Source organism: Microbacterium sp. LWO12-1.2 (assembly GCF_040675875.1).
Lineage (GTDB): Bacteria > Actinomycetota > Actinomycetes > Actinomycetales > Microbacteriaceae > Microbacterium.
Genome location: NZ_JBEGII010000001.1, coordinates 2,948,289 through 2,971,644 on the forward strand (window position 1 = coordinate 2,948,289; position 23,356 = coordinate 2,971,644).

Here is a 23,356-nt window from a genome sequence, read left to right on the forward strand (position 1 = left end):
CAGTCCTGTTCTGCTGTCGGGGCGGGAAGGTCAGAGGGCCGCCTGGGGGATGTGCACGAGCTGCACCCCTCCCTCGGCGATGGCGGTTCGGATGCTCGAGGCGATGTCGTCGCGCCGGTCGACCCGCCGTCCGACACCGCCGAAGGCCTGCGCGAGCGCGGCCCAGTCGGGCTGCACGAGATCGACGCCGATCGGCACCATGCCGCGGTCGACCTCGTTCTGCCGGATCTCGGCGTAGCCCCCGTTGTCGACGCACACGATCGTGACGTCGAGGCGCTGCTCGATCGCGGTGGCAAGCTCGTTCACGCAGAACATCAGTGCACCATCGCCGATCACGGTCACGACCGGGCGCTCGGTCTGCGCCACACGTGCGCCGATCGCGGCCGGCAGCCCGTAGCCGAGGGTGGCGTAGGTGGGCGTGTAGAGCAGGGAATGCGGGTGCTGCGGGCGCAGCACACTGCCCAGCGCCATGTAGACGATCTGCGAGGAGTCCCCGGCGACGATCGCGTCGTCCGGCAGACCGGCCGCGATGATCTCGGCGAGGGCGACGGTGTCGGGCGCGGTCTCGCGCATCTCGGCGTTGATCGCGGTGCGCGCGGCGTCGAGCGCGGGCACCGGGCCCACGCCCGGCGGAAGCGCCGCGAGCAGCGCTCCGGCGACGGCCGCGGCATCCCCGACGATCCCGACCGTGGCCGAGAGGTTCTTGTCGATCTGCGCGGGCGAGATGTCGACACGCACGACGGCACCGCGCGCCTCGAGCCGGGGCGCCCACAGCTCCGCCTCCCCCAGCTTCGACCCGATCACGAGCAGCACGTCGGCCGCCTCGGCGACCTCGCGTGCGGCGGCGAGGCGCAGGTTCGAGCCGAGCGCGAGCGGATGCCGCTCGTCGACGACGCCCTTGCCGTTGAGCGTGGTGAGCACCGGGGCGCCGAGCCGCTCGGCGAGCGCGGTGATCTCGGCGGCGGCAGCGGTCGCGCCGCCTCCCGCCACGATCACGGGCGTGCGCGCGGCGGACAGCAGCCGTGCGGCCTCGGCGATCGCACCGGCGTCTCCGGCGGCGCGGGGCGGCAGCGCACGGGCGCGGCGGTCTGCCGCGGGGACCTCGGCCGGGGACTCCAGCACGTCGAGCGGGATCTCGATGTGCACGGGACGAGGGCGTCCGGTGCGGAACAGCGCGAACGCATCGTGCACGGCCTCGACGGCCTCCGCCGCGCTGCCGACCCGGCGCGACCACTCGGCGATCGCACCGACCATGGCCGTGGCATCCTTCGTCTCGTGCAGGGTGCCGACGTCGGCGAACTCCGCACCGAGCGGCACTCCGGGCGAGAGCACGAGCAGCGGACGCGACTCGCAGAACGCCGTGCCGATCGCGCTCATCGCGTTCTGCAGTCCCGGCCCCGAGGTCGTGATGACGACCCCCGGCAGCCCGGTCTGCTGCGCCCAGCCGTCGGCGCCGTAGCCGGACCCCTGCTCGTGCCGGTTCGTGACGGCGCGGATGCCGAGGTCGGCGAGCGGACGGTAGAGCTCGAGATTGTGCGTGCCGGGGATGCCGAAGACCGCCGTCACGCCATAGGCGCGGATCGTCTCCAGCACGGCCCGGCCCGCGGTATCCGCATACTGCGCGGAGGTACCGATGTGAGCAGTGCCATCGATGTGAGCGGCGCTCTCAGACATGGTGACGGCGCTCCCCGTCGACCCAGGTCTCGCGCACGGTGATCGCGGCGATGTCCTCGGCCGGTACCGCGAGCGGGTCGTCCGAGAGCACCGCGAAGTCTGCGTACTTGCCGACTTCCAGCGAGCCGAGGTCGTCTTCCCGTCCGATCGAGATCGCCCCCTCGATGGTGTGCGCGCGCAGGGCCGCGAGCGCCGAGACCCGCAGGTCGTCGGGACCCAGCTTGTGCCCGCGCCGCGTGACCCGGGTGACCGCGGTCTGGATGGCCTCGAGCGGAATGGGCTCGGCGACCGGAGCATCCGAGGAGATCGTGAACGGCACACCCGCCCGCTCGAACTCACCGAGAGGGTTGAAGCGCTCGCCTGGAGTGCCGATGGCCTCCTCCACCCCCTCACCCCAGTTGAAGTAGTGCTGGGTCTGGTTGACCGGGCGGATGCCGGAGGCGGCCATCCGCTCGATCTGCTCCGGAGTGGGCAACCCGCAGTGCTCGATGCGATGGCGGGCATCCGCATCGGGACGCTCGGCGAGCGCGGCCTCGATCGCCGACACGACCATCTCGATCGCGGTCGGCGACTGCGCGTGCGTCGCGGTCTGCAGCCCTGCCGCGTGCGCCTTGCGGATCAGCTCCGTGTACTCCGCGGGCTCGTGGTAGAGCTGGCCGGTGCGGCAGGGGTCGCCGACGTAGCCGTCGGGGAAGTAGGCCGTCCAGCCGCCGAGCGTGCCGTCGGCGTAGAGCTTGATACCCGCGAAGCTCAGGTGCGCATTGCCGAACTGGCCGACCAGGCCCATCTCGAGCGCCTCGTCGAGGAGGTGCGACAGCAGGTACATCGAGACGCGCAGTTCGAGGCGACCGGCCTCGGCGAGGCGCAGGTACATGTCGAACTCGCGACGGGTGACCTGGGCGTCGCCGATCGAGGTGACCCCGCCGGCAAGGAAGCGCCTGGTCGCGGCATCCAGCTGGCGCAGGTGCTCCTCCGGCTCGTCGGCGAGGTGGAAGTTCGGGCCGTGATGCCCGATCTTCACCCCGTGCACCCCCGTGAGCATGTTGCAGGCGGCATCCGAGATCTCGCCCGTCAGCTCGCCGTCCGCATCGCGGAAGTACTCGCCGCCGTCGGGGTTCGGAGTCTCGCGGTCGACGCCGTTGAGCGTCAACGTGTACGAGTTCACGACGCCGCCGTGACCCGAGGCGTTCATCAGGTAGACCTCGCGGTCGGCTGAGACCTCATCGAGTTCGAACCGGGTGGGGTGACGCTTCTCGGCGAGGTTGCGCTGCTCGTAGCCGTAGCCGCGCACCGGCCGCCCCTCGGGAAGACCGGACGCCGCCTCGCGCAGCAATGCCACGATCTCGGGGATGCTGCCGGCCTTCTCCGGACCGCAGTCGACCCAGGTCATCAGCTGCCCGTACATCAGGGGGTGGGCGTGGGCATCGATGAAGCCGGGCACGATCACCGCGTCGCCGAGGTCGATCCGCTCCGGGGCGAGGCCAGCGCGCTCGGCGGCCGCCTCGCACTCGGCTGCGGTGCCGATCGCGACGATCCGCCCGCGGTCGGTCAGCAGCGCGGACGCGGTGGATGACGTGGCATCCGCCGTGTGGATCGCCCTGGCGGTCAGGAGCCGCGGCTCCGTCTGGGAGGAGCGGTCGAAGGGGGTGAGCTTTCTCATGGCAGCCTGTTCGCGGTCGTGTCGGTGCGGGCGGTGAAGGAAGCAGTCACCGGCGCCTCATCGGAGTGCTGAGGCGCGAGCTTGGTGCAGATGCCGGCGATGATCGCCATTCCGGCGAACATGGCGAGGACCGACCAGATGTTCCCCGTCCAGGCGATGAGCTGCGTCGCGAACCAGGGCGAGAACCCGGCCCAGACCGCCGCACCGACGCCGTAGGACAGCGCGATCGAGGTGTACCGCGACTGGGGGCGGAACATCTGGGCGAGCAGCGCTGCGATCGGGGCGTAGGTCGCGCTCATCGCGATGCGCACCAGCGAGGCGAACAGGAAGATGAGCGGTTCGACGCGGCCGGGCATCACGAGCATGAACGGCACGAAGGTGAGCACCGAGGTGATCAGGCCGATGTACATCACGTTCTTGCGGCCCCACTTGTCGCCCAGCCAGGCGATGGGGAGAGTCACCACGAACTCCACGAACGACGCGATCGTCATGGCGTCGAGGATGACCTGCTCGCTGATCGCGATGGTGTCGCCGGTCGCGTATGCCGTCGCGAACGTGGTGGCCAGGTAGTAGCCGCCGGTCGAGATCGGCAGGATGCCGATGCCGAGCAGGATCGGACGCCAGTTGGTGCGCAGCGCATAGGCGAGGGGCATGGACTGCTTGCGGCCCTCGACCTTCGCCTCGAAGACCGGGGTCTCCTCGACGCGGTAGCGCACCCAGAAGCCGACGCCGACCAGCACGATCGACAGCAGGAAGGGGATGCGCCATCCGCCGTTCATGATGAAGTCGTCGCCGACCCGCGACATGATCGCGAAGATGCCGGAGGCGAGCAGAGCACCGGCCGGGTTACCGAGCTGCGTGAAGCCGCCGTAGAAGGTCTTGGACTTCTCGGGGGCGTGCTCGACGCTCATCAGCACCGCGCCACCCCACTCGCCGCCGACCGCGAGGCCCTGCACGGCCCGCAGGAGGATCAGGAGGATCGGCGCCAGGATGCCGATGTTCTCGTAGGTGGGGAGGCAACCGACCAGCACGGTCGCCGCGCCCATCAGCAGCAGGGTGATGACGAGCGACGTGCGCCGGCCGAGCTTGTCGCCGATGTGGCCGAAGATGATGCCACCGAGTGGGCGGACGAGGAACGCGACGGCGAAGGTCGCGAACGCGGCAGCCGTCTCGGCGAGACGATCACCGCTCGGGAAGAACAGCGGTCCGAAGACGAGGGCGGCGGCTGTCGCGTAGACGTAGAAGTCGTACCACTCGATCGTGGTGCCGACGAAGGCGGCGAAGCCTGCGCGTCGCGCCTTGGTATGGGTGGAAGTCATGTGAGACCCGCTCCTTTGCGGAAGATGTCGGATAGCGATGGATGCTACGGCTGTGCGGACAGGTCAGGCAAGGGCAGAACTCCAGCGAGAATGCTCATTCACTGGAGTTATGAATATATGGTCGCGCAAAGCTCACCTTCCCATCGGCGCATAAGGCTCCTAGGCTGAACTTGTGAACCCGTGGGCGTGCGTTCCGGGGAAACTGACGAAACGGACGGAAGCCATGGATTTCGACGCCGAACTCATCCGCGCGCTCCAGGAAGACGGGCGCGCCAGCATCCGTTCCCTCGCCCTGCGTCTGGGCCAGTCGCGCGCCGCCGTGGCCGCACGCCTGCGCAGCATGCTCGACGACCGCACCGTGCGCGTGGTCGCCGCCGTCGACCCGGTCTTCCTCGGCCAGCACGTGCTCGCCCATGTCTCCATCCGCACCGACGGCACGGTCGAGGCCGTCGCCGAGCACCTGCGCGACATGCATGAGACCGTGCTGGTGTCGGCGGTCGGAGGGTCGCACGACCTGGTCACCGAGGTTCGCCTGGGGTCGATGGAGGAGCTGCACGATCTGCTCGCCCAGATCCGGGCGATCACCGGCGTGCTCGACATCAACACGATCATCTACTCCACCGTCGTGAAGGGCTTCTTCGTCTCGGAGTACCACGGCGACGTCACGCTCGACGGGATCGATGAAGCCCTGATCGAGCAGCTGCAGGCCGACGGCCGCACCAGCTTCCGCGCTCTGGGCGAGGCCGTGCGCCTCTCCCCCTCGGCCGTCGCCACCCGCGTGCAGCGTCTGATCGATGGCGGCGTCATCAAGATCAGCGCCGTCGAGGCGCGCGGCCTCGCGCATCGGCAACTGTCGATGGGCGTCGGACTGAACCTCGACCACGACGACGAGAGCGTGATCGAGGCGCTGCGCACCGGTCAGGGCGTGGACTTCGCTGCCCGCACGCTCGGCCGGTTCGATGCGGTCGCGACACTCGTCGAGCCCTCGGCCGGCGCCCTGTATGCGAGCCTCGAGCGGTTGCGGGCGCTCCCCGGCGTCACCCGCATCGAGGCCTGGCTGCACCTCGCCGTGCTGAAAGAGGACTACGCCCGCACCCTGCGCCCCCTGCGCACCGACTGACCCGCAACTTCTGCGCCCACTGCGCACGGACTGACCCGTAACTTCTGCGGCCAACCGCACGTTCCGCGGCCTCGAGCGCGCATCCGCGCCGCAGAAGTTGAAGATGGCCGCAGGACGTGGAGCGGGATGCGAGCGCGGCGCGCCGTCACCGCGCGTTCACCCGACACCGCCAGACTGCGAGCATGAGCGAACCCGATTCTCGCCCCGCCGTTCCGGAGCCCCCGGCGATCGCGAACAGCGGTGCCGTCGGCGTGATCGGCCTCGACCTGCGCGGCGAGACACCGGCGCCGAAGAAGCAGGTCTACTCGTGGGCCCTGTGGGACTGGGCGACGCAGCCCTTCAACACCGTCATCCTCACGTTCGTCTTCACCGCGCTCTACCTGGTGGGCACCGGGTTCCTCCCGCCCGAGATCGCTGCGCTCGCGGAGGACGACCCGGCGCGCCTCGCCGCCGAGGCCGACCTCGCTTCCGGCCTCGGGCTCGGCTCGACCATCGCCGCATTCGGCATCCTGCTGCTCGCCCCGGTGCTCGGACAGCGAGCGGATGCCGCGGGGCGCCAGAAGCTCTGGCTCGGCATCGGCACCGGCGCTCTGGTGTTCTGCATGCTCGGACTCTGGTTCGTCACCCCGACCCCGAGCCTGTTCTGGCTGGGCGTCGCCCTGATCTCGGCGGCCACGGTGTTCCAGGAGATCGCCGCCGTCAACTCCAACGCCATGCTGATCGGCATCGCCACCCCCAAGAACGTCGGCCGCATCTCGGGCCTCGGCTGGGGCTTCGGGTATCTCGGCGGCATCATCGCCCTCGTGATCGTGGTGGTGCTCGACACCTTCGACTGGTTCGGCATGTCGACCGACAACGGTCTCGCCTACCGCCTGATCGCGGTCGGCTGCGCGGTCTGGGCCGTCATCTTCAGCATCCCGATCTTCCTCAACGTGCCGGAGCCGTCGCTCGGCCGCCCCGAGCGCAAGGTCGGCTTCTTCCGCTCGTACGTGCTGCTGGTCACTGACATCCGCGGGCTCTACCGCGACCCCGAGACGCGTCCCACGTTCTGGTACCTGCTCTCGAGCGCCGTGTTCCGCGACGGCCTCGGCGGCGTCTTCGCGTTCGGCGCGATCATCGGCACCGCCGTGTTCAAGTTCGGCACGCAGGACATCATCATCTTCGGCATCGCCGCGAACCTGATCGCCGGCGTCTCGACCATCCTCGCCGGACGCCTCGACGACCGGGTCGGACCGAAGCGCATCATCCTCGCCTCGATCGGGTCGATGATCGTCGCCGGCCTCGCGGTGTTCCTGCTGCGCGACGGCGGTTCTCTGGTGTTCTGGATCGGCGGCCTCATCCTGTGCGCCTTCGTGGGTCCGGCGCAGGCCGCGGCGCGCTCGTTCCTCGCCAGGGTCACCCCGGCCGGACGCGAGGGCGAGATCTTCGGCCTCTACGCCACCACCGGTCGCGCGGCGAGCTGGATGGCCTCCGGCGCCTGGACGCTGCTGATCGTGCTGACCAGCCAGACCGCCTACGGCATCCTGGGCATCATGATCGTGCTGATCGCCGGCTTCCTGCTGCTGCTTCCGGTCAAGGCGCCACGCTGAGGGGGCGGAGGGCCGTGCCCGCCGGGCGTCGTGATCAGAGGATCGTCTTGCGGGCGTCCGCCAGCAGAAGATAGAGCGTTCGATCCTGCCCCGGGAAGCGCGTGAACCCGAAGCGCTCATAGAACGGGACCACCTCCTCGGTCATGGCGTGCACGAGGATCGCCCGGATGCCGATGGCCTCCGCGGCCTCGATCGCCCGCGATGTCGCGTGCTGCAGAAGGGATACTCCGAGCCCCCGCCCGGCGAACTTCTCATCGACGGCGAGGCGCCCGAGCAGCACCACCGGTATCGGGTCGGGCTGCTGACGCGACAACTCCGTCGGCACCGCGTCGCGCACGACCGAACTGGACGACAGACAGTAGTAGCCGGCCACTCGCCCATCACGGGTGGTCGACACCATCGTGCGGGAGGCGCCCGACCGCTCGTTGCTCCGAGCCCTCCCCCGCAACCAGGAGTCGAGCGCCTCCTCACCGCAATGGAAGTCGCTGACCCGGTCGCCGGCGACGAGAGGCCGGGGCCGCAGAAACTCAGTCAACGAACACGGACTCCCGCGTGAGCAGGTCACGGAGCTGCTCGATGCTGCGCGCAGGTCGGTCGAGCACCTCGATAAACGCATCGAACCGGATCGCATCGACACGCAACTGACGGTCCCGCTGGATCACCTCTTCGGCCCGTTCCATCAGCGTCTCCGCTGAGAAGTCCGTGACCGAGCGCCCCTGCAATGCCGCGGCCTGCTCGATCGCCGCCTTCTGCGCGGAGGTCACGCGCAGTTCGATACGTCGGTCCTTCAGAGGGGCAGCCATCGAATCAGTGTACGGCAGATTTCCGTACATTCCACAGAACTCCGGGGGAGAGTCAGCGCTGCCAGTTGTCGGCGAGCTTGTTGAGCAGGCGTGCGAGTTCGGCACTCTCCTCGGGGGTGAAGGCGGCGAGCGCACGCCCGAGCATCTCGCGACGTTCCCCCCGCATCCCTCTGGCGACCTTGCGGCCCTCGTCGGTCAGCGCGATGCGTGTGCGACGGGCGTCGTCGGGGTCAGCCTCGCGGCGCACATAGCCTCGCTCGACACCCTGCTGCACGAGCCGTGAGGCGCGGGGCTGGTCAACGCCGATGGCCTCGCCGAGCGCGCTCACACTGAGCGGAGCGGACGCCGCGGCGAGTGCCTCCAGCATCCGCATGCGCGCCGGTCCCCCGAGGCGGCCGGAAGGGTCGGTCATCCACGGCGGCGTGCCAGGGTGGCCGTGCCCGAACGGGTCGCCGTGTCCGCGCTCGTGCCCGCGCGGGCCGCCGTGCCACCCGTGCGGTCCGCCATGACCCCGACCTCCGGGGCCGCCGCGCTCGCCGGGGCGCCGACCGCGCAGACGGGACAGCGCCTGGGCGATGGCTTCGGACGGGTCGATCTCTTCGGAGGTCACGCTTCGATTTTACATGCGACTTGACATGCATTCACATCGCATGTCACACTACATGTACATGCACTGTGACATACACATGCACACTGACAACTAAGGACTTCCCATGAACACCTCTGAATCACACGAATCTGAGAACGCATCCCGCCCCTTCGGCTACTGGCTGAAGGCCGCCGACCGCCTGATGGCGGCCGAGTTCGCCACCGCCTTCGAGGGCGAGCACGCGAGTCGCCGCGACTGGCGCCTGCTCAACGTCGTCGACGGCACCGTTCCGGCCCGCCGCCCCCTGAACGACCACAAGCTGCATCGCCTCGTCGAGCGCGGCTGGGTCGTCCCCGAGGGCGACGGCTGGGCGCTCACCGACGACGGGCGTGCCGCCAAGGATCGCCTGGGTGCGATCGTCGACGGCATCCGCTCGAAGGTCGCAGACGCCGTCTCCCCCGAGGAGATGGCCACCACCCTCGCCTCGCTCAAGAAGATCGCGCGCGCCTTCGGCTGGGACGAGGAGACTCCTCTCCCCCGCGGACGCCGCCACGGCTTCGGCGGACGCCGTCACGGACGCGGGCACGGCTTCCCTCACGGATTCGGCCGCCCGTTCGGCCGCCCGTTCGGTCGCGGCTTCGGCCCGGATGCTCACGGCGGCGGCTGCCGCGGCGAGCACGAGCACGGCGAGCACGGACACGGCGAACGTGGTCACGGCCACGGCCACGGCCACGGCCGTCGGCACGGCTTCGACTCCAGCCACGGTTTCGGCCCGCGCGGCGACGCCGGACACGAGCACGCTGGTCATGAGCACCCCGGCCACGAGCACGGCCACGGCGGCCACCACCACGACGAGCACGGCCACCACGGTCCGCAGCGCGTCGTCCGCTTCGCGCAGCACGCGTACGAGCGCGGTTTCGACGCGGGCTACTCCCGCGGACGCGACGCCTGACCTACCCGGTGCACACAAGACGAGAGGGACGGATGCTTCGGCATCCGTCCCTCTTCTCGTCTCAGCGTGCCGGGCGCGTCAAGAACATGTCGACCGGGTCCTCGCTGTCGAGCACGAACCCGGCACGGAGATAGAGCCGAAGCGCGGGGCTGCCCTGCAGCACGTTGAGCCGGAACGTCTGGCCGCAGTCTGCGGCGAGCACCCGCTCGAGCACCGCGCCTCCGATGCCTCTTCCCTGCAGCGCCGGGTCGAGGTAGAAGTGCTCGATCCACCGCACGCCCTCGTCGGACCGCACCGCGATCGACCCGGCATCCGCGCCATCGACCACGATGACCTGGGTCCCGGCGGCACTGAAGGAGTCGAGGAACCGTTGCCGCACGCGCACCTCGTCATAGCGCCCGAGGCGCGTCAGGTCATCACGCAGCACGACAGCGCGCAGCTCCGCGATCCAGGCTGCATCCGCGGGCGCGCTCGGACGCAGCGTCCACTCCATGTCCACGCTCAGATCGGCAGCGACAGGTAGAACTGCCGCACCGCGTCATCGTCGCCCTGCACCTGCAGGACCCAGGGCTGCGATCCATCGCCCGTGACGATCCACAGCACCGTGGTGGATGAGTCGTCCTGGTAGGTGTTCTGTGTGCCGCGTCCGTCCTCGTACACGGAGTTCGTGTTCGAGGGATCGCCGAGTCCCTCCTCGGCGATGGCGTACGCGGCTTCGGCCGTCGCGTCATCCGTGAACTTCCACACCGTGAACGCGAGGGAGCCCACCTCCGACTCGTACGTGGCCGCCGTCGCCTCTTCGGCGGGCAGGGCGGCCAGGTCGGCGACAGTCCAGGGCTGCACGAGCTGCCACTCGGTGGCACCGTCTGCGCCGATGACCGATTGTCCGATCTGCGCGGCGATCTCGGCGCAGAAGTCGCTGCAGGGGTCGGTGGTGAGTGACGCGACCGACACCGTCGGTGCATCGCTCTCGGTCGTCGACGACCCCGAAGGCGCGCTCACCGGTGCCTCCTCGCCGAACGTCGGCAACTCGAGGCGTGTGCTCGTCGCGAGATAGATGACGAGCGCGACCGCGCCGGCGAACAGGATCAGCAGGAACACGAAGATCGCCGCCGTCAGTCCGCGATAGCCGCCGGACGACACCTCAGGCGTCATGGTCGGCTGCGACCATTCCTCGGAGACCGCGGCCGGTGCGTCGTCGGTGCCTGCGGGCCGCGTGCTGCGCCGGGAGGGCACCATCGCTTCGGGCGGAGGCGGCGGAATGACGGAATCGGCCGGCGGGATGTCGAGCGGAGGAGGCGGGATGACCGCATCCGGCACGTCGGAGGATGCCGGTGGGATCAGGCCGTCCGGGATCGGGATCTCGGGCGGAGCCGGCGGGATCACCGGCTCCGGGATCGCGAGAGGAGAGTCGGCGGGCGACGGCGCGACCGCCGGGTCCGGCGGAGTCTCCGGGTCGTGCGGGGTGGCGCTGTCGTCGCTCATGTCAGCCTCCGACGGCTCCGACGTCCGTCGTGCCGACATCCGTCCGGTGGAAGTTCTGGAAGGAGCGGGATGCCGTCGGGCCCCGCTGACCCTGGTAGCGGTTGCCGTAGGGACCGGAGCCGTAGGGGTTCTCGGTCGGCGAGGTCAGGCGGAAGAAGCACAGCTGCCCGATCTTCATGCCCGGCCACAGCTTGATCGGCAGGGTCGCGACGTTCGCGAGCTCGAGGGTCACGTGCCCCGTGAATCCCGGGTCGATGAAGCCGGCCGTCGAGTGCGTGATGAGTCCGAGGCGCCCGAGAGAGGACTTGCCCTCCAGCCGCGCGGCGACGTCATCGGGCAGGGTGACCTGCTCGAACGTCGCACCGAGCGCGAACTCGCCGGGGTGCAGGATGAACGGCTCGTCGGGGTCGACCTCGATCAGGCGCGTGAGCTCGGGCTGGTCGACCGAGGGATCGATGAACGGGTACTTGTGGTTGTCGAACAACCGGAAGTAGCGGTCGAGGCGCACGTCGATGCTCGAAGGTTGGATCATCTCCGGCGCGTGCGGATCCAGGCCGATACGGCCTGATGCGAGTTCTGCCCTGATGTCGCGGTCGCTGAGAAGCACGGGTTCAGCCTAGTTGCCCGGGCGGAGTCGGCGCTTTTGCCATACGGCGGTCGGCAGGTAGGCTGGCGATCACCTGTTCCTCCTGGTGCAGGTTCGGGACTGTAGTTCAATGGCAGAACTTCTGCTTCCCAAGCAGATAGCGCGGGTTCGATTCCCGTCAGTCCCTCCACATGTAACGTCAAGAGCCCTTCCTGACATCCGCGAGCTACTTCGGTGGGTGCTCGAGCGTGATGACGAGTTTCCGCGCCGATACGCCTCGGCGAAGGGTGTCGATGGCTTCCTGGATCGCCGGAAACCCGCGTCCTGCGATGTGGGCTTCGGGGTAGAGGCGGTGGCTGCCCGAGGCGAGGGCGGCAGGGAGATATCGGCCCCAGACGGCCGGGCCCACGGGAGAACTGGCGATGGCGCTCCCCCAGATGAATGTCGCTCTGATACCGCGGGCACGACTGCGCACCTGCAGGAGCGCCGTGCGCGTTCCGAGCTTCAGGAAGAGGCGGATACGGGCGAGGGAGAGGCCGCGACGGCGCGGTTGTTCGTAGAACGACACGGGAGGGCTCGCCATCGCGATCTGCGTGGCACCGGTGGCGTGCGCGATCCGCAGACAGGGCTCGGCCGATCCCACCGCGACGGCGAGGATCCCCGCCACCGCGGAGCCACCGACCGCTTCGATGATCCGATTCGGAGTCTGCGGGTCGTGGTAGTCGAAGACGGCTTCCGCTCCCAGCTGCCTCATCCGTTGGTGGTTCTTCGCCGAGGCTGTCGTGACGACGCGATAGCCGGCGGCGCTGGCGAGTTGGATCGCATTGCCTCCGACCGCCGTCGCACCTCCCCAGATCACGACGACCTCGTCGCGAGGTGCCGCGCTTCCGAGACGGGAGTAATCCAGTGCCAATTGGTCCTTCTCGAACAACCCGGCCGCCGCTGTGGATACTGCGAGCGGCAGGACGGCGGCATCCTCGAACGCGGTCGTGGTCGGCAGAATGGCGGCCACGCTCGCGTCGACCGCGACGTAGGACTGGAAGCCGCTCTCGGAGACGGCGTCCCGCCCCTTCTCCAGGCCCAATGCGTACGCCACGACACGGTCTCCGATGGTGAAGCCGTTCACCCCGGCTCCGGTGTCGACGACGACGCCCGCGACATCCTCTCCGAGGATCACCGGATAGCGCAACCACCCGTACATGACGGTGCCGTTGGACTGGATGATCGCATCGAGCGGATTCACCGCCACCGCGCGTACCTCGAGCACCAGCTGCCCCGGCCCCGGCTTCGGCATCGGAGCTTCTCGGATCGCCAGGTCCGCATAGGGAGAATCGATCCACGCCGCCATGTTGTCGCTCATCATCATCCGTTCTCCACTCGTGATGACATCTCGTGTCATCACGGTCAGCTTACGACAGTTCGTGTCATCATGGATCTATGCCTCGTTGGTCACCGGATGCTGCGCTGCGGTTGGAAGCTGCCGCGATGACCCTGTTCGCGGAGCAGGGATACGCGGGAACCACGGTTCCCCAGATCGCCGAGGCCGCGGGGCTGACCACACGCACATTCTTTCGCCACTTCTCCGACAAACGCGATGTGCTGTTCCTCCGAGATCGCGAGTTCCCCCAAGCGGTGAGCGACTTCATGGCGTCCATCCCGCAAGAATGCGGCGGAACGGCCACCGTGCGCGCAGGCCTCGCAGCCGCGTGCCGAGGCATCCAGAGCTGGCGAGAAGAGATCGCGCGCCGACGCAGCATCATCCGCAGCGAACCCGCGCTGCACGAGCGCGATCTTCTGCGCAGTCATCACCTCGCCCTCGCCATCGAACGATCATTGGCCCAACGCGGCATCGAACCTGCGCACGCACACACCTTGGCAGCCCTCGCCGTGACCTGTTTCGACCTTGCGATGGACAGATGGCTCGAAGGGCCATCCGATCTCCCACTCGAGGATGCCCTGACGGCGGTGTGGACCGACATGCAGGGATGGATCGACGGGTGACGACGCCGATACCTCGCGAGACCAGTGGGAAACGTGTGCCTTTCGGCCATCGACGATCTGGATCTTGAGGATCTGTGCCCTTGACCGCAAGAGCAGATTCGACACCGGGGAAGTGGATAGTCAACAGGGAGCGATTACCTCCCATCCGAATCCGCATCGGCTCCGAACAAGAGCGATAGGGCGGTACTCGCGCGCCCGCGACCTGACCCTATGACCCGAGAGGAGCCCCGATGATCGAGTCATCGACCCCGCCGCTTGCCGCCCTCGACGGCTACCGCAACGTCACCGACCTGCTGGTCGCGCGCGTCGCCGCCGCTCCCGATCACATCGCTTTCGAGGTCGAAGAGACGGATGCCGGCTCCTGGCGGCCGATCACGACGCGGGAGTTCTCGAACGAGGTGCGCGCACTGGCGAAGGGTCTCCTGGCCCAGGGCATCCAGGCCGGTGACCCGATCGCGATCATGGCGCCGACGCGCTATGAATGGGCCGTCGCCGACCTCGCGTCCTGGTTCGCGGGCGCTGTCGTGGTGCCGATCTACGAGACCTCATCGCCGTCGCAGGTGAATGCCATCGTCGCGGATGCCGGGGTGCGCCTGGCGATCGGCGGCACCGCGGCGCACGCGGCGCTCCTGCAGGATGCGCTCGCGCAGAGAGACAGCGCCACCCTCGGCGCGTGGACCATGGATGCCGGAGCATCCGCCACCCTTGCCGACCTGGTCGCGGGCGGCGCCGACATCGCCGACGAAGAGCTCGAGGCCCGCCGAGCATCCGCATCCCAGGACGATCCCGCGACCATCGTCTACACCTCGGGCACCACGGGTGAACCCAAGGGCGTCGTGCTCACGCATCGGAACTTCCTCGGCCAGGTGCTGAACATCGCCGCCGCATACCGCGAGATCGTGAACGAAGACGGCAACACCGTCATCTTCCTGCCGCTCGCGCACGTGCTGGCACGCGGGCTGCAGCTGATCTGCCTGGCGAGCGGCATGCGCATCGCGCACCTGTCCGACCCGTCGACGGTCGTCGCCACCCTCGACACGCTGCGACCGACGTTCCTGGTCGTCGTGCCGCGGGTGCTGCAGAAGATCCAGGCCGCCGCGGCCACCAAGGCCGCCGACAAGGGACTTGCGGGTGTCTGGGCGAAGGCACAGGCGACCGCGATCGCGTGGGGTCGCCGCGCAGAACGGGCCGACGCCGGCCGCCGAGCCAGGAAAGACCTCGGGCTCAGCCTGCGCCACCGCATCTTCGACGCGCTGTTCTTCGGGCGCCTGCGCACCGTGATGGGCGGGCGCGTCGGATACATCCTCTCGGGCGGCGCCGCACTCGACACCGAGCTGTCGCTCTTCTTCCGCGGCATCGGCGTCCCCGTGATCGAGGGCTACGGCCTGACCGAGACCACGGCGCCACTCACCGGCAACCTGCCCGGCAACATCGCTTCGGGGAGCGTCGGCACGCCCCTGCCCGGGCTCACGGTGCGCATCAGCGATGAGGGCGAAGTTCTCGCCCGCGGCATCGGGGTCTTCGGCGGCTACCGCAACCCCGCCCACGACGAAGGCGCCTTCATCGACGGATTCTTCCGCACCGGCGATCTCGGACGACTCGACGAGCAGGGTCGACTGATCCTGGAAGGCCGACTCAAAGACGTGATCGTCACCTCGAACGGCAAGACGATCGTGCCGACCCGCTGGGAGAGCGCGGTCGAAGCGAGCCCGCTCGTGTCGCACGCGGTGATGGTCGGAGAGGGAAAGCCCTATCTCTCCGCACTTCTCGTGCTCGACCCGGAGCAGACCACGGAGTGGGCGACCGCAGAAGGCATCATCATCCCCGTGTCCGCCCAGCCCGACATCCGCGCCGTGACCGATCAGACGCTGCGCGCGCACCTGCAGAAGTCGGTCGATGCCGCCAACGCGCTCGTCGCGCGCAGCGAGCAGGTGCGCCGCTTCAGCGTGGTCTTCGCCGACCTCGACGACCGCGCGCTGGTCACCCCGACCATGAGGCTCAAGCGGAACGTCGTGCTCGATCGCGCAGCCGTCACCGTCGAAGACCTGTACCTCTGAGAAACAGAAAGAACACCATGTCCTCCCCGACACCCACCGCCCCCAAGTCTTCCCGCTCCTCGCTCATCGCGATCTTCGCGGCCCTCGTCATCGGCGCGCTCGTCGCACTCGCCGGCAGCCAGGGCGGTGCGACGCTCGGCGGCATCCCGCTGTTCGCCCTCGCCGTCGCCGCGGCCTTCGCCATCCAGTTGCTCGCGTTCATCCCGGCGATGATCCTGCGCACCGAGCGATTCTTCGACCTCACCGGCAGCCTCACCTTCTTCGCGATCTCGGCGGCGCTGGTGCTGCTGACCCCGATGCCCGATGTGCGCAGCTGGATCCTCGCGGCGATGGTGATGCTGTGGGCCGTGCGCCTCGGTTCATTCCTGGCGCTGCGCGTGCACAAGGCCGGATCCGACGGACGATTCGACGAGATCAAGGGCTCGCCCGTGCGTTTCCTGCAGGTGTGGGTGATCCAGGGCGCGTGGGTGTCGCTGACCGCGGCCGCCGCCTGGATCGCGATCAGCACGGATGCCGGGTCCCGCGCCCCGATCGGGTGGCTCACCGTCGTCGGCATCATCGTGTGGGCCGTCGGCATGGTGATCGAGATCGTCGCCGACGCGCAGAAGTCGGCGTTCCGCGCGGACCCGCGCAACAAGGACGAATTCATCAGCACCGGGCTGTGGTCGCGCTCACGCCACCCCAACTACTTCGGCGAGATCGTGATCTGGGTGGGCGTGTTCCTCACCGCCGCCCCGGTGCTGGCCGGATGGCAGTGGGTCGCACTGCTCTCGCCGTTGTTCGTCATCCTGCTGCTCACCCGGGTCAGCGGCATCCCGCTGCTGGAGGCCCGCGCCGAGAAGAAGTGGGGCGATCGCGCCGACTACATCGCGTACCGCGACTCGACCCCGTCGCTGATCCCACGGCTGACACGGGCCGCCGTGCGCGAGAAGTCGGCGTCCTGACCGCGGCGCCCGACCGCTGAGCCCCGATCGCGGAGCCCCGACGGCTGAGGGGTCAAGAAACGCCGTGACGAGCGGCGTGGGCGCGGCGTGTCTTGACCCCTCAGCGGCGCGTGGCGCCTCGGAGCTTCGAGAGGTCGCGCAACGTCGCCTGAGGCTCCTGAAGACGGCATCTTGTGACGTGTTCACCGCACGCAGGTCGCCCATCGCCGCTCGGCCAGGGTGGATGCGGTACTCTGCGCCCCGCGGCCTGCACCCTGCACCTGCGGCCCGCGGCCTGCGCCGCCGCGGCCCTGGATGCGTCGCAATCGAGCCAGCCGCACCCTCCCGACCTCGACGATCGCCGTACTCGACGCGATCGTCGAGGAACTGGCTGCCATTGGTGGAATACCCTACCGGGGTATATAGTTGCACCTAATACCCCATAGGGGTACCACCGATGAGAAGAGGAAACGCGATGACCACGAACGAGTTTCAGGTGACCGGTATGACCTGCGGACACTGCGAGATGTCTGTCCGCGAAGAGGTCGCCGAAGTCCCGGGCGTCGAAGACATCCAGGTGAGCGCGCAGACCGGCACGCTCGTCGTCACCGGCTCGGACTCCCTCGACGATGCACAGATCCTTGCTGCCGTCGCGGAGGCCGGGTACTCGGCAGTGCGGACGGTATGAACGCCGGGGCACGCCTCACGATCTACGGGATCGGCGTGGCGGTGGCGTTCGGCGGGGCCTTCGGCCTCGCCAGCGCCGTCGTCCCCCCGAGCGTTGTCAGCGAGTGGAAGGAAGGCACGGCGATGGACAGCCACAACGGCCACGATTCCGCCACGACGGCCGAGGAGGAGTCCGCGAACGTCGCTGCGGACAACCTGAAGGGTCTGTCGCTCGGTCTCGAGGGATACGTCCTGTCACCGGTCGAGGCGCCGGGAACCGTCGGAAGCTCGGGCGAGCTGCGGTTCCGGATCCTCGATGCGGCCGGCACACCGGTCACGGAGTACACGACCGCGCATGACAAGGACCTGCACCTGATCGTGGTGCGCTCGGACGGGAGCCAGTTCCGTCATGTCCACCCGACGCTGGATGAGAGCACCGGCACCTGGTCGCTGCCGTGGGAATGGACGGATGCCGGGACCTATCGCGTCTTCGCGGACTTCACGCCCGCCGGCACTGATGCCCCCTCGCTCACTCTCACGCGCACGGTCCAGGTGTCGGGCGAGTTCACCCCCGTGGCACCGCAGCCCACGCACACCGCGCACGTCGACGGATTCACGGTCTCGCTCGACGGCGACCTCGCAGCAGGATCGGCGAAAGACCTCACCCTCACCGTGACGCGAGACGGCAAGCCCGTCACCGCACTGGAGCCCTACCTGGGAGCGTTCGGCCACCTCGTCGCGCTGCGCGACGGCGACCTCGCCTACCTGCACGTGCACGCCAAGGGGGAAGAGCCTGAGCCCGGAGAGACGTCCGGTCCGGAGATCGAGTTCGCCGCCGAGGCACCGACCGCCGGCCGGTACTTCCTGTACCTGGACTTCCAGGTCGACGGACAGGTGCACACGGCCGAGTTCGTGGTCGATGCCGCGCCCGGGGATGGCACGGCGGAGTCCGACGGCGACTCGCACGAAGACGGACACTGAGCGGCGAGCACCGCCCCTGCGGCAGCTCCGCGCTGCTGCCCGCACACGAAGCCGACAGAAGGAAGAGCACATGAGCACATCAGCACCTCCGACCAGGGGGTCAGGCGTCGAGTTGGAGATCGGCGGGATGACCTGCGCCTCCTGCGCGATGCGGATCGAGAAGAAGCTGAACAAGCTCGAGGGCGTCGTCGCGACCGTGAACTACGCGACCGAGAAGGCGAAGATCACGGTTCCTGAGGGCTACGACCCTGCGGTGCTGATCGCCGAGGTCGAGAAGACGGGGTACTCCGCGTCCCTGCCCGCCCCGAAGGGCAGGAAGACCGACGCCGGGTCCTCTGACGATGCCGGCGACGAGGATCCGGAACTTCGCTCGCTGCGCCATCGCCTGATCGGCGCGATCGTGCTGACCGTGCCGGTGATCGCGATGGCGATGATCCCCGCGCTGCAGTTCACGTACTGGCAGTGGGCCTCCCTCGCGCTGGCCGCCCCCGTGATCCTCTGGGCCGCATGGCCGTTCCACAAGGCCGCATGGACCAACCTCACGCACGGCGCCGCGACGATGGACACGCTCATCTCGATGGGCACCTCCGCCGCATTCCTGTGGTCGCTGTACGCACTGTTCTTCGGCACGGCGGGCACACCGGGCATGACGCACCCGTTCGAGTTCGCGCTGGCCCCGTCCGACGGGGCGGCGAACATCTACCTCGAGGTGGGCGCCGGGGTGACCATGTTCATCCTCGCCGGGCGGTACTTCGAGAAGCGGTCGAAGAAGCAGGCCGGCGCGGCCCTGCGTGCGCTTCTCGAACTCGGCGCGAAAGAGGTCGCCGTGCTGCGTGGCGGCGTGGAGTCGAAGATCCCGGTCGAGGATCTCCAGGTGGGCGACGAGTTCATCGTGCGCCCTGGAGAGAAGATCGCCACAGACGGCGTCGTCACCTCCGGCACCTCGGCGGTCGACGCATCCATGCTCACCGGAGAAGCCGTACCCGTCGAGGTCGCAGAGGGCGACGCCGTCACCGGTGCCACCACGAACGTCGGCGGTCGACTCGTGATCCGTGCGACCCGGATCGGCTCCGACACGCAGCTGGCGCAGATGGCCCAGTTGGTCGAGGACGCCCAGACCGGGAAGGCCGAGGTGCAGCGCCTCGCCGACCGGATCTCCGGGGTGTTCGTGCCGATCGTGATCGTGATCGCCTTCGCGACTCTCGGCGGCTGGCTCGGGGCAGGATTCCCTGTGACTGCGGCATTCACGGCGGCGGTCGCCGTGCTCGTGATCGCCTGCCCGTGCGCGCTGGGCCTGGCCACTCCGACGGCGCTGCTGGTGGGCACAGGGCGCGGTGCGCAGATGGGCGTGCTCATCAAGGGCCCGGAGGTTCTGGAGTCCACCCGCAAGGTCGACACCGTCGTGCTGGACAAGACCGGCACCGTCACCACCGGCAAGATGACCCTCGTCGGCGTGTTCACAGAGGACGGCACCGATCGCGCTGAGCTGCTGCGGCTGGCGGGCGCCCTGGAGGATGCCTCGGAGCACCCGATCGCACAGGCGATCGCCAAGGGGGCGACCCAGGAGGTCGGTTCCCTGCCGACGCCAGAGGACTTCGCGAACATCGAAGGCAAGGGCGTACAGGGGATCGTCGACGGCCACGCCGTGCTCGTCGGCCGTGACTCGTTGCTCGCCGAGTGGTCGCAGAAGCTCAGCCGCGAACTCGCCTCGACGAAGGCGCGCGCCGAGGGCGAGGGGAAGACCGTGGTCGCCGTGGGGTGGGACGGTCAGGCCCGCGGCATCCTCGTGGTCGCCGACACCGTCAAGCCCAGCAGCGCCGAAGCGATCGCCCAGTTCACGGCCATCGGGTTGACCCCGATCCTGCTCACCGGAGACAACGAGGCCGTGGCCAGGCAGATCGCCGCGGAAGTGGGCATCACCGAGGTCATCGCCGAAGTCCTCCCGAAGGACAAGGTCGACGTCATCACCCGCCTGCAGCGCGAAGGCAAGGTGGTCGCGATGATCGGCGACGGCGTCAACGACGCCCCCGCGCTGGCACAGGCGGACCTCGGACTCGCGATGGGTACCGGCGCGGATGTCGCGATCGAAGCGTCCGACATCACCCTGGTGCGCGGCGATCTGCGCAGCGCGGTCGATGCGATCCGGCTGTCGCGCAAGACGCTCGGAACGATCAAGACCAACCTGTTCTGGGCCTTCGCCTACAACGTCGCGGCGATCCCCGTCGCTGCACTCGGAATGCTCAACCCCATGCTCGCCGGCGCGGCGATGGCGCTTTCCAGCGTCTTCGTCGTCGGCAACAGCCTGCGCCTGCGCGGGTTCACGAGCATGGCGAAGTGATGACGCCCGCACCATCTCCTCCGCCAGAAGCACTCCAGGTACGCCGCCCAGATGGCGTGAGCCCGCCGTGGGGTTCGCGGCGCTCCGGCGTCGCACGTCACGCTGACGGAGCAGAACCGATCGCGCGTCGCGTGAGGAGCGCGACCGGAATGTGGCCGACGGCGAGGACGACTGCGGCGATCGCGATCCACGGATTGTTCAGCCACGCCGCGGCGCAGAGGAACACGAGCACCGGCATGACCGCCATCGGCACCGGGATGCGCCAGAGCGAGGCGTAGAGCAGAGCCTGCTCGCGGCCCGCGACGAGGTACCGGCCCCACAGTGCGTAGTAGATCGCCAGTGCGACAGCGGCGGGAAGAGCCCACCACCACACGATCGCGCCGGGGAGCGTGATCGCCGGCACCACGAGACACAGCGCCTGCCCCATCCGCTCGCCCCATTCGAGAGGACGAGGCACGTGCGCGACCACGTTCCGCCCTCGCGGCGGGAACCGCAGCAGCAGGAGGTTGGGGGCGAGCACGAGAATGCTGACGATCAGTCCGAGAAGTGAGAATCCCACGCTCGAAGGCTACCGATACGCACCCGAGCGACGCGGGAGCCGTTGAAGGATGAGCCGAGGGGTCGCGAGATGTCGCCTCACGTCAGCGCACGCGGCCCGCGATGCGCGAGCGCACCGGCCATCCGATCGACGGCCTGTTCGATGACCGGGCGCGGAGTCGCGAACACGAAGCGCATGAATCCGACGCCCGCGAGGCCGGTCGCCGAGCCGTCGGTCATCGCGACCCCCGCATGCTCGCGGAAGAAGTCGGCAGGCTGCTCGCCGAGCTCGAGGGCGCGCGCGTCGAGCCAGCCGATGTAGGTTCCCTCGGGAGCGCGGTAGGCGATCTCCGGAATCCGGGCGGCGAGTGCTTCACCGAGGAAGCGACGATTCCCATCGAGGTACTGCACGACCTCGCCGAGCCACGCCCGGTCGTCACGATACGCGGCGGTGTTCGCGATCACACCGAGATTGCTCGCCCCGTGGGAGGCCATCATGCCGATACGCTCCCAGACCTCGCGGTCCGCGTCGTTCGTGATGATGATCTGCGCGGTCTTCAGACCAGGGAGGTTCCAGGCCTTCGAGGCCGACGTCGCCGTCACGGTGTGCGAAGCGGCAGCATCCGAGATCGACGCGTACGGGATGTGCGCGGCGGGCGCGTAGACCAGCGGGGCGTGGATCTCGTCGGAGAACACGCGCCCGCCGTGGCGCTCCACGACCTCGCTGACGGCGAGCAGCTCATCGCGATCGAACACGCGCCCCACCGGGTTGTACGGATTGCAGAGCACGAGCAGGTTGGCGCCCGCGCGGAAGGCGGCGTCGATGCCGTCGAGGTCGAGCGTGTACCGGCCGTCGACCACGGTCATCGGCACCTGGATGACCTCCCGCCCTGCCGCCGGCGGCACCGAGAGGAACGGCATGTACGCGGGCGTCGGAACGATGACGGGGCTGCCGGCCCGGGAGAAATGGGTCATCGCCAGTTGGAGCGCGTGGATGACGTCGGCGATCGGATGCACATCGGATGCCGGCACACCCCAGCCGTACGCATCGCGCAGCCAGCCGGATGCCGCCTCGGACATCTCATCGGACACAGAGGCGGGGAGGTACCCGAAGACCCCGCGGTCCACCGCGTCATGCAGGGCGCGCGAGATGCCCGGCGCCACCCCGAAGTCCATCTCGGCGACGAAGGCCCCCAGCGTGTCGGGGAAGGCCGACCACTTGAGACCGCCGAGTCGGCGGAGATGCGCGACCTCGATCGCGTCGAAGTGTGCAGCGAGAGACATCCGGGCTCCTGTCATCGGGGACTGCGGGGGCATCCCTCCATCATCACCCGTGATCACCTGCCAGGGGGCGGTCCCATCCATCGGGGGCTCGGCGTCGAACAACTGGCATGCGTCGTCTCCGCTCGCTCGCGTCCGTGCTCGCCCTCGCCCTCGGACTCACGGCATGCACTGCCGCGCCGGCGCCCGATACGGTGGCGACGCCGGGGAGCGGTCCACTCGTCGCGTTCTACGGAGACTCCTACACTCTGGGGACCGGAGCCAGCGACCCGTCGATGCGCTGGTCGACCGTCATCAGCGACGCGCGAGGGTGGAACGAGTTCAACCCGAGCGTCAACGGACTCGGATTCGTCAACAACCGCTCCGACTTCGGCGAGAACGACCTGCCGGCGCTCGTCATCGCGCAACACCCCGACATCGTCTTCGTGACCATGGGCCTGAACGACAACTTCAGTTTCGCCGGCAGAGCCGACCTCATCCACGAGACCATCACGGCGGACCTCACCCGCCTCCGCGACGCCCTGCCGGCGGCCCGGATCATCGTGGTCGAGCCGTTCTGGTACGCCGAGGAGCGTCCGGAATCGGTTGCGACGATCATCGGCTGGGTCGAGGCCGCCGCCGCGTCGATCGGGGCGGACTGGATCCCCGGCGCCAGCCGCTGGCTCGACGGGCACTATGCCGGGGCCGACGAGAGCTGGATGGCGGCCGACGGCATCCACCCCTCAGACACCGGCTACCGGCACATGGCCGAGCAGATGGATGCCGCGCTCGCACGTCTCGATCCGGCGCTGTGAC

Annotated in this window: 23 protein-coding genes and 1 tRNA gene; 11 read left to right on the forward strand and 13 right to left on the reverse strand. The window is 68.9% G+C overall.

What is annotated here, in order from left to right; all coding sequences use genetic code 11:
- Nucleotides 1-30: 30 nt before the first annotated feature.
- From MRBLWO12_RS14085 to MRBLWO12_RS14095, 3 genes are read right to left on the reverse strand one after another with little or no spacing between them, the layout of a single operon-like run.
- A complete protein-coding gene (locus tag MRBLWO12_RS14085; protein ID WP_363556504.1) occupies nt 31-1,674 on the reverse strand; it encodes a thiamine pyrophosphate-binding protein in 1,644 nt (547 codons plus the stop codon).
- Nucleotides 1,667-3,334, reverse strand: coding sequence for an amidohydrolase (locus MRBLWO12_RS14090; RefSeq protein WP_363556506.1), 1,668 nt, complete (start codon nt 3,332-3,334; stop codon nt 1,667-1,669). Before MRBLWO12_RS14090 ends, MRBLWO12_RS14085 begins: the two co-directional genes overlap by 8 nt.
- Entirely contained in the window at nt 3,331-4,653 is a 1,323-nt protein-coding gene (locus tag MRBLWO12_RS14095) for an MFS transporter (protein ID WP_363556508.1), read from the reverse strand. The genes MRBLWO12_RS14090 and MRBLWO12_RS14095 overlap by 4 nt, the downstream gene beginning before the upstream one ends.
- Nucleotides 4,654-4,876: 223 nt before the next feature.
- Here MRBLWO12_RS14095 and MRBLWO12_RS14100 point away from each other — a divergent pair, with 223 nt between their 5' ends.
- Nucleotides 4,877-5,773, forward strand: a complete 897-nt coding sequence (locus tag MRBLWO12_RS14100) for an Lrp/AsnC family transcriptional regulator (RefSeq protein ID WP_363556510.1) — start codon at nt 4,877-4,879, stop codon at nt 5,771-5,773.
- Between the two features lie 182 nt (nt 5,774-5,955).
- Complete coding sequence (locus tag MRBLWO12_RS14105) at nt 5,956-7,362, forward strand: MFS transporter (protein WP_363556512.1); 1,407 nt, start codon at nt 5,956-5,958, stop codon at nt 7,360-7,362.
- Nucleotides 7,363-7,396: 34 nt separating this feature from the next.
- Here the strand turns inward: MRBLWO12_RS14105 and MRBLWO12_RS14110 are convergent, their stop codons facing one another.
- From MRBLWO12_RS14110 to MRBLWO12_RS14120, 3 genes are read right to left on the reverse strand one after another with little or no spacing between them, the layout of a single operon-like run.
- Nucleotides 7,397-7,897 carry a GNAT family N-acetyltransferase gene (locus MRBLWO12_RS14110; RefSeq protein WP_363556514.1) on the reverse strand — a complete coding sequence of 167 codons (501 nt, stop codon included), beginning with the start codon at nt 7,895-7,897 and terminating at the stop codon, nt 7,397-7,399.
- Nucleotides 7,890-8,165 (reverse strand): DUF1778 domain-containing protein, encoded by a 276-nt coding sequence (locus tag MRBLWO12_RS14115; RefSeq protein WP_363556516.1) that lies wholly within the window; start codon nt 8,163-8,165, stop codon nt 7,890-7,892. Before MRBLWO12_RS14115 ends, MRBLWO12_RS14110 begins: the two co-directional genes overlap by 8 nt.
- A gap of 52 nt (nt 8,166-8,217) precedes the next feature.
- The gene (locus tag MRBLWO12_RS14120) at nt 8,218-8,775 is read right to left on the reverse strand and encodes a MarR family winged helix-turn-helix transcriptional regulator (protein WP_363556518.1); all 558 of its coding nucleotides are present in this window, start codon (nt 8,773-8,775) and stop codon (nt 8,218-8,220) included.
- A gap of 103 nt (nt 8,776-8,878) precedes the next feature.
- On the opposite strand from MRBLWO12_RS14120, the gene MRBLWO12_RS14125 reads away from it, so the two are divergent.
- Nucleotides 8,879-9,706: a hypothetical protein gene (locus tag MRBLWO12_RS14125; RefSeq protein WP_363556520.1), complete on the forward strand. Its 828-nt coding sequence runs from the start codon at nt 8,879-8,881 to the stop codon at nt 9,704-9,706.
- A gap of 61 nt (nt 9,707-9,767) precedes the next feature.
- Here MRBLWO12_RS14125 and MRBLWO12_RS14130 read toward each other — a convergent pair whose 3' ends face one another.
- From MRBLWO12_RS14130 to dcd, 3 genes are read right to left on the reverse strand one after another with little or no spacing between them, the layout of a single operon-like run.
- Nucleotides 9,768-10,199 (reverse strand): GNAT family N-acetyltransferase, encoded by a 432-nt coding sequence (locus MRBLWO12_RS14130; protein WP_363558612.1) that lies wholly within the window; start codon nt 10,197-10,199, stop codon nt 9,768-9,770.
- A gap of 8 nt (nt 10,200-10,207) precedes the next feature.
- A complete protein-coding gene (locus MRBLWO12_RS14135; RefSeq protein ID WP_363556522.1) occupies nt 10,208-11,191 on the reverse strand; it encodes a hypothetical protein in 984 nt (327 codons plus the stop codon).
- Nucleotide 11,192: 1 nt separating this feature from the next.
- The gene (dcd, locus tag MRBLWO12_RS14140) at nt 11,193-11,798 is read right to left on the reverse strand and encodes a dCTP deaminase (protein WP_141873339.1); all 606 of its coding nucleotides are present in this window, start codon (nt 11,796-11,798) and stop codon (nt 11,193-11,195) included.
- A 95-nt stretch (nt 11,799-11,893) separates the two neighbouring features.
- Between dcd and MRBLWO12_RS14145 the strand changes: the two genes are divergently transcribed.
- A tRNA-Gly gene (locus MRBLWO12_RS14145) sits at nt 11,894-11,967 on the forward strand.
- 36 nt (nt 11,968-12,003) lie between these two features.
- Here the strand turns inward: MRBLWO12_RS14145 and MRBLWO12_RS14150 are convergent.
- Nucleotides 12,004-13,176 (reverse strand): zinc-binding alcohol dehydrogenase family protein, encoded by a 1,173-nt coding sequence (locus MRBLWO12_RS14150; protein WP_363556525.1) that lies wholly within the window; start codon nt 13,174-13,176, stop codon nt 12,004-12,006.
- A 38-nt stretch (nt 13,177-13,214) separates the two neighbouring features.
- On the opposite strand from MRBLWO12_RS14150, the gene MRBLWO12_RS14155 reads away from it, so the two are divergent.
- The 3 genes from MRBLWO12_RS14155 (at nt 13,215) to MRBLWO12_RS14165 (ending at nt 16,779) form a co-directional block, all read left to right on the forward strand.
- Nucleotides 13,215-13,778 (forward strand): TetR/AcrR family transcriptional regulator, encoded by a 564-nt coding sequence (locus MRBLWO12_RS14155; RefSeq protein ID WP_363556527.1) that lies wholly within the window; start codon nt 13,215-13,217, stop codon nt 13,776-13,778.
- A gap of 230 nt (nt 13,779-14,008) precedes the next feature.
- Nucleotides 14,009-15,835 (forward strand): AMP-dependent synthetase/ligase, encoded by a 1,827-nt coding sequence (locus tag MRBLWO12_RS14160; RefSeq protein WP_363556529.1) that lies wholly within the window; start codon nt 14,009-14,011, stop codon nt 15,833-15,835.
- A 17-nt stretch (nt 15,836-15,852) separates the two neighbouring features.
- The gene (locus MRBLWO12_RS14165; RefSeq protein WP_363556531.1) at nt 15,853-16,779 is read left to right on the forward strand and encodes a DUF1295 domain-containing protein; all 927 of its coding nucleotides are present in this window, start codon (nt 15,853-15,855) and stop codon (nt 16,777-16,779) included.
- A 182-nt stretch (nt 16,780-16,961) separates the two neighbouring features.
- On the opposite strand, the gene MRBLWO12_RS14170 is transcribed toward MRBLWO12_RS14165, so the two are convergent.
- Entirely contained in the window at nt 16,962-17,156 is a 195-nt protein-coding gene (locus MRBLWO12_RS14170) for a hypothetical protein (protein WP_363556533.1), read from the reverse strand.
- A 77-nt stretch (nt 17,157-17,233) separates the two neighbouring features.
- On the opposite strand from MRBLWO12_RS14170, the gene MRBLWO12_RS14175 reads away from it, so the two are divergent.
- From MRBLWO12_RS14175 to MRBLWO12_RS14185, 3 genes are all read left to right on the forward strand, one after another.
- Nucleotides 17,234-17,446 (forward strand): heavy-metal-associated domain-containing protein, encoded by a 213-nt coding sequence (locus MRBLWO12_RS14175; protein ID WP_363556535.1) that lies wholly within the window; start codon nt 17,234-17,236, stop codon nt 17,444-17,446.
- The gene (locus tag MRBLWO12_RS14180) at nt 17,443-18,405 is read left to right on the forward strand and encodes a heavy-metal-associated domain-containing protein (RefSeq protein WP_363556537.1); all 963 of its coding nucleotides are present in this window, start codon (nt 17,443-17,445) and stop codon (nt 18,403-18,405) included. Before MRBLWO12_RS14175 ends, MRBLWO12_RS14180 begins: the two co-directional genes overlap by 4 nt.
- 70 nt (nt 18,406-18,475) lie before the next feature.
- Nucleotides 18,476-20,743: a heavy metal translocating P-type ATPase gene (locus MRBLWO12_RS14185; protein ID WP_363556539.1), complete on the forward strand. Its 2,268-nt coding sequence runs from the start codon at nt 18,476-18,478 to the stop codon at nt 20,741-20,743.
- 97 nt (nt 20,744-20,840) lie between these two features.
- On the opposite strand, the gene MRBLWO12_RS14190 is transcribed toward MRBLWO12_RS14185, so the two are convergent.
- Together MRBLWO12_RS14190 and MRBLWO12_RS14195 are read right to left on the reverse strand one after the other, a co-directional pair.
- Complete coding sequence (locus tag MRBLWO12_RS14190; RefSeq protein ID WP_363556541.1) at nt 20,841-21,302, reverse strand: hypothetical protein; 462 nt, start codon at nt 21,300-21,302, stop codon at nt 20,841-20,843.
- A gap of 77 nt (nt 21,303-21,379) precedes the next feature.
- Nucleotides 21,380-22,564: a MalY/PatB family protein gene (locus tag MRBLWO12_RS14195; RefSeq protein WP_363556543.1), complete on the reverse strand. Its 1,185-nt coding sequence runs from the start codon at nt 22,562-22,564 to the stop codon at nt 21,380-21,382.
- A 107-nt stretch (nt 22,565-22,671) separates the two neighbouring features.
- Between MRBLWO12_RS14195 and MRBLWO12_RS14200 the strand changes: the two genes are divergently transcribed.
- Complete coding sequence (locus MRBLWO12_RS14200) at nt 22,672-23,355, forward strand: SGNH/GDSL hydrolase family protein (protein ID WP_363556545.1); 684 nt, start codon at nt 22,672-22,674, stop codon at nt 23,353-23,355.
- The last annotated feature ends 1 nt before the right edge of the window (nt 23,356 follow it).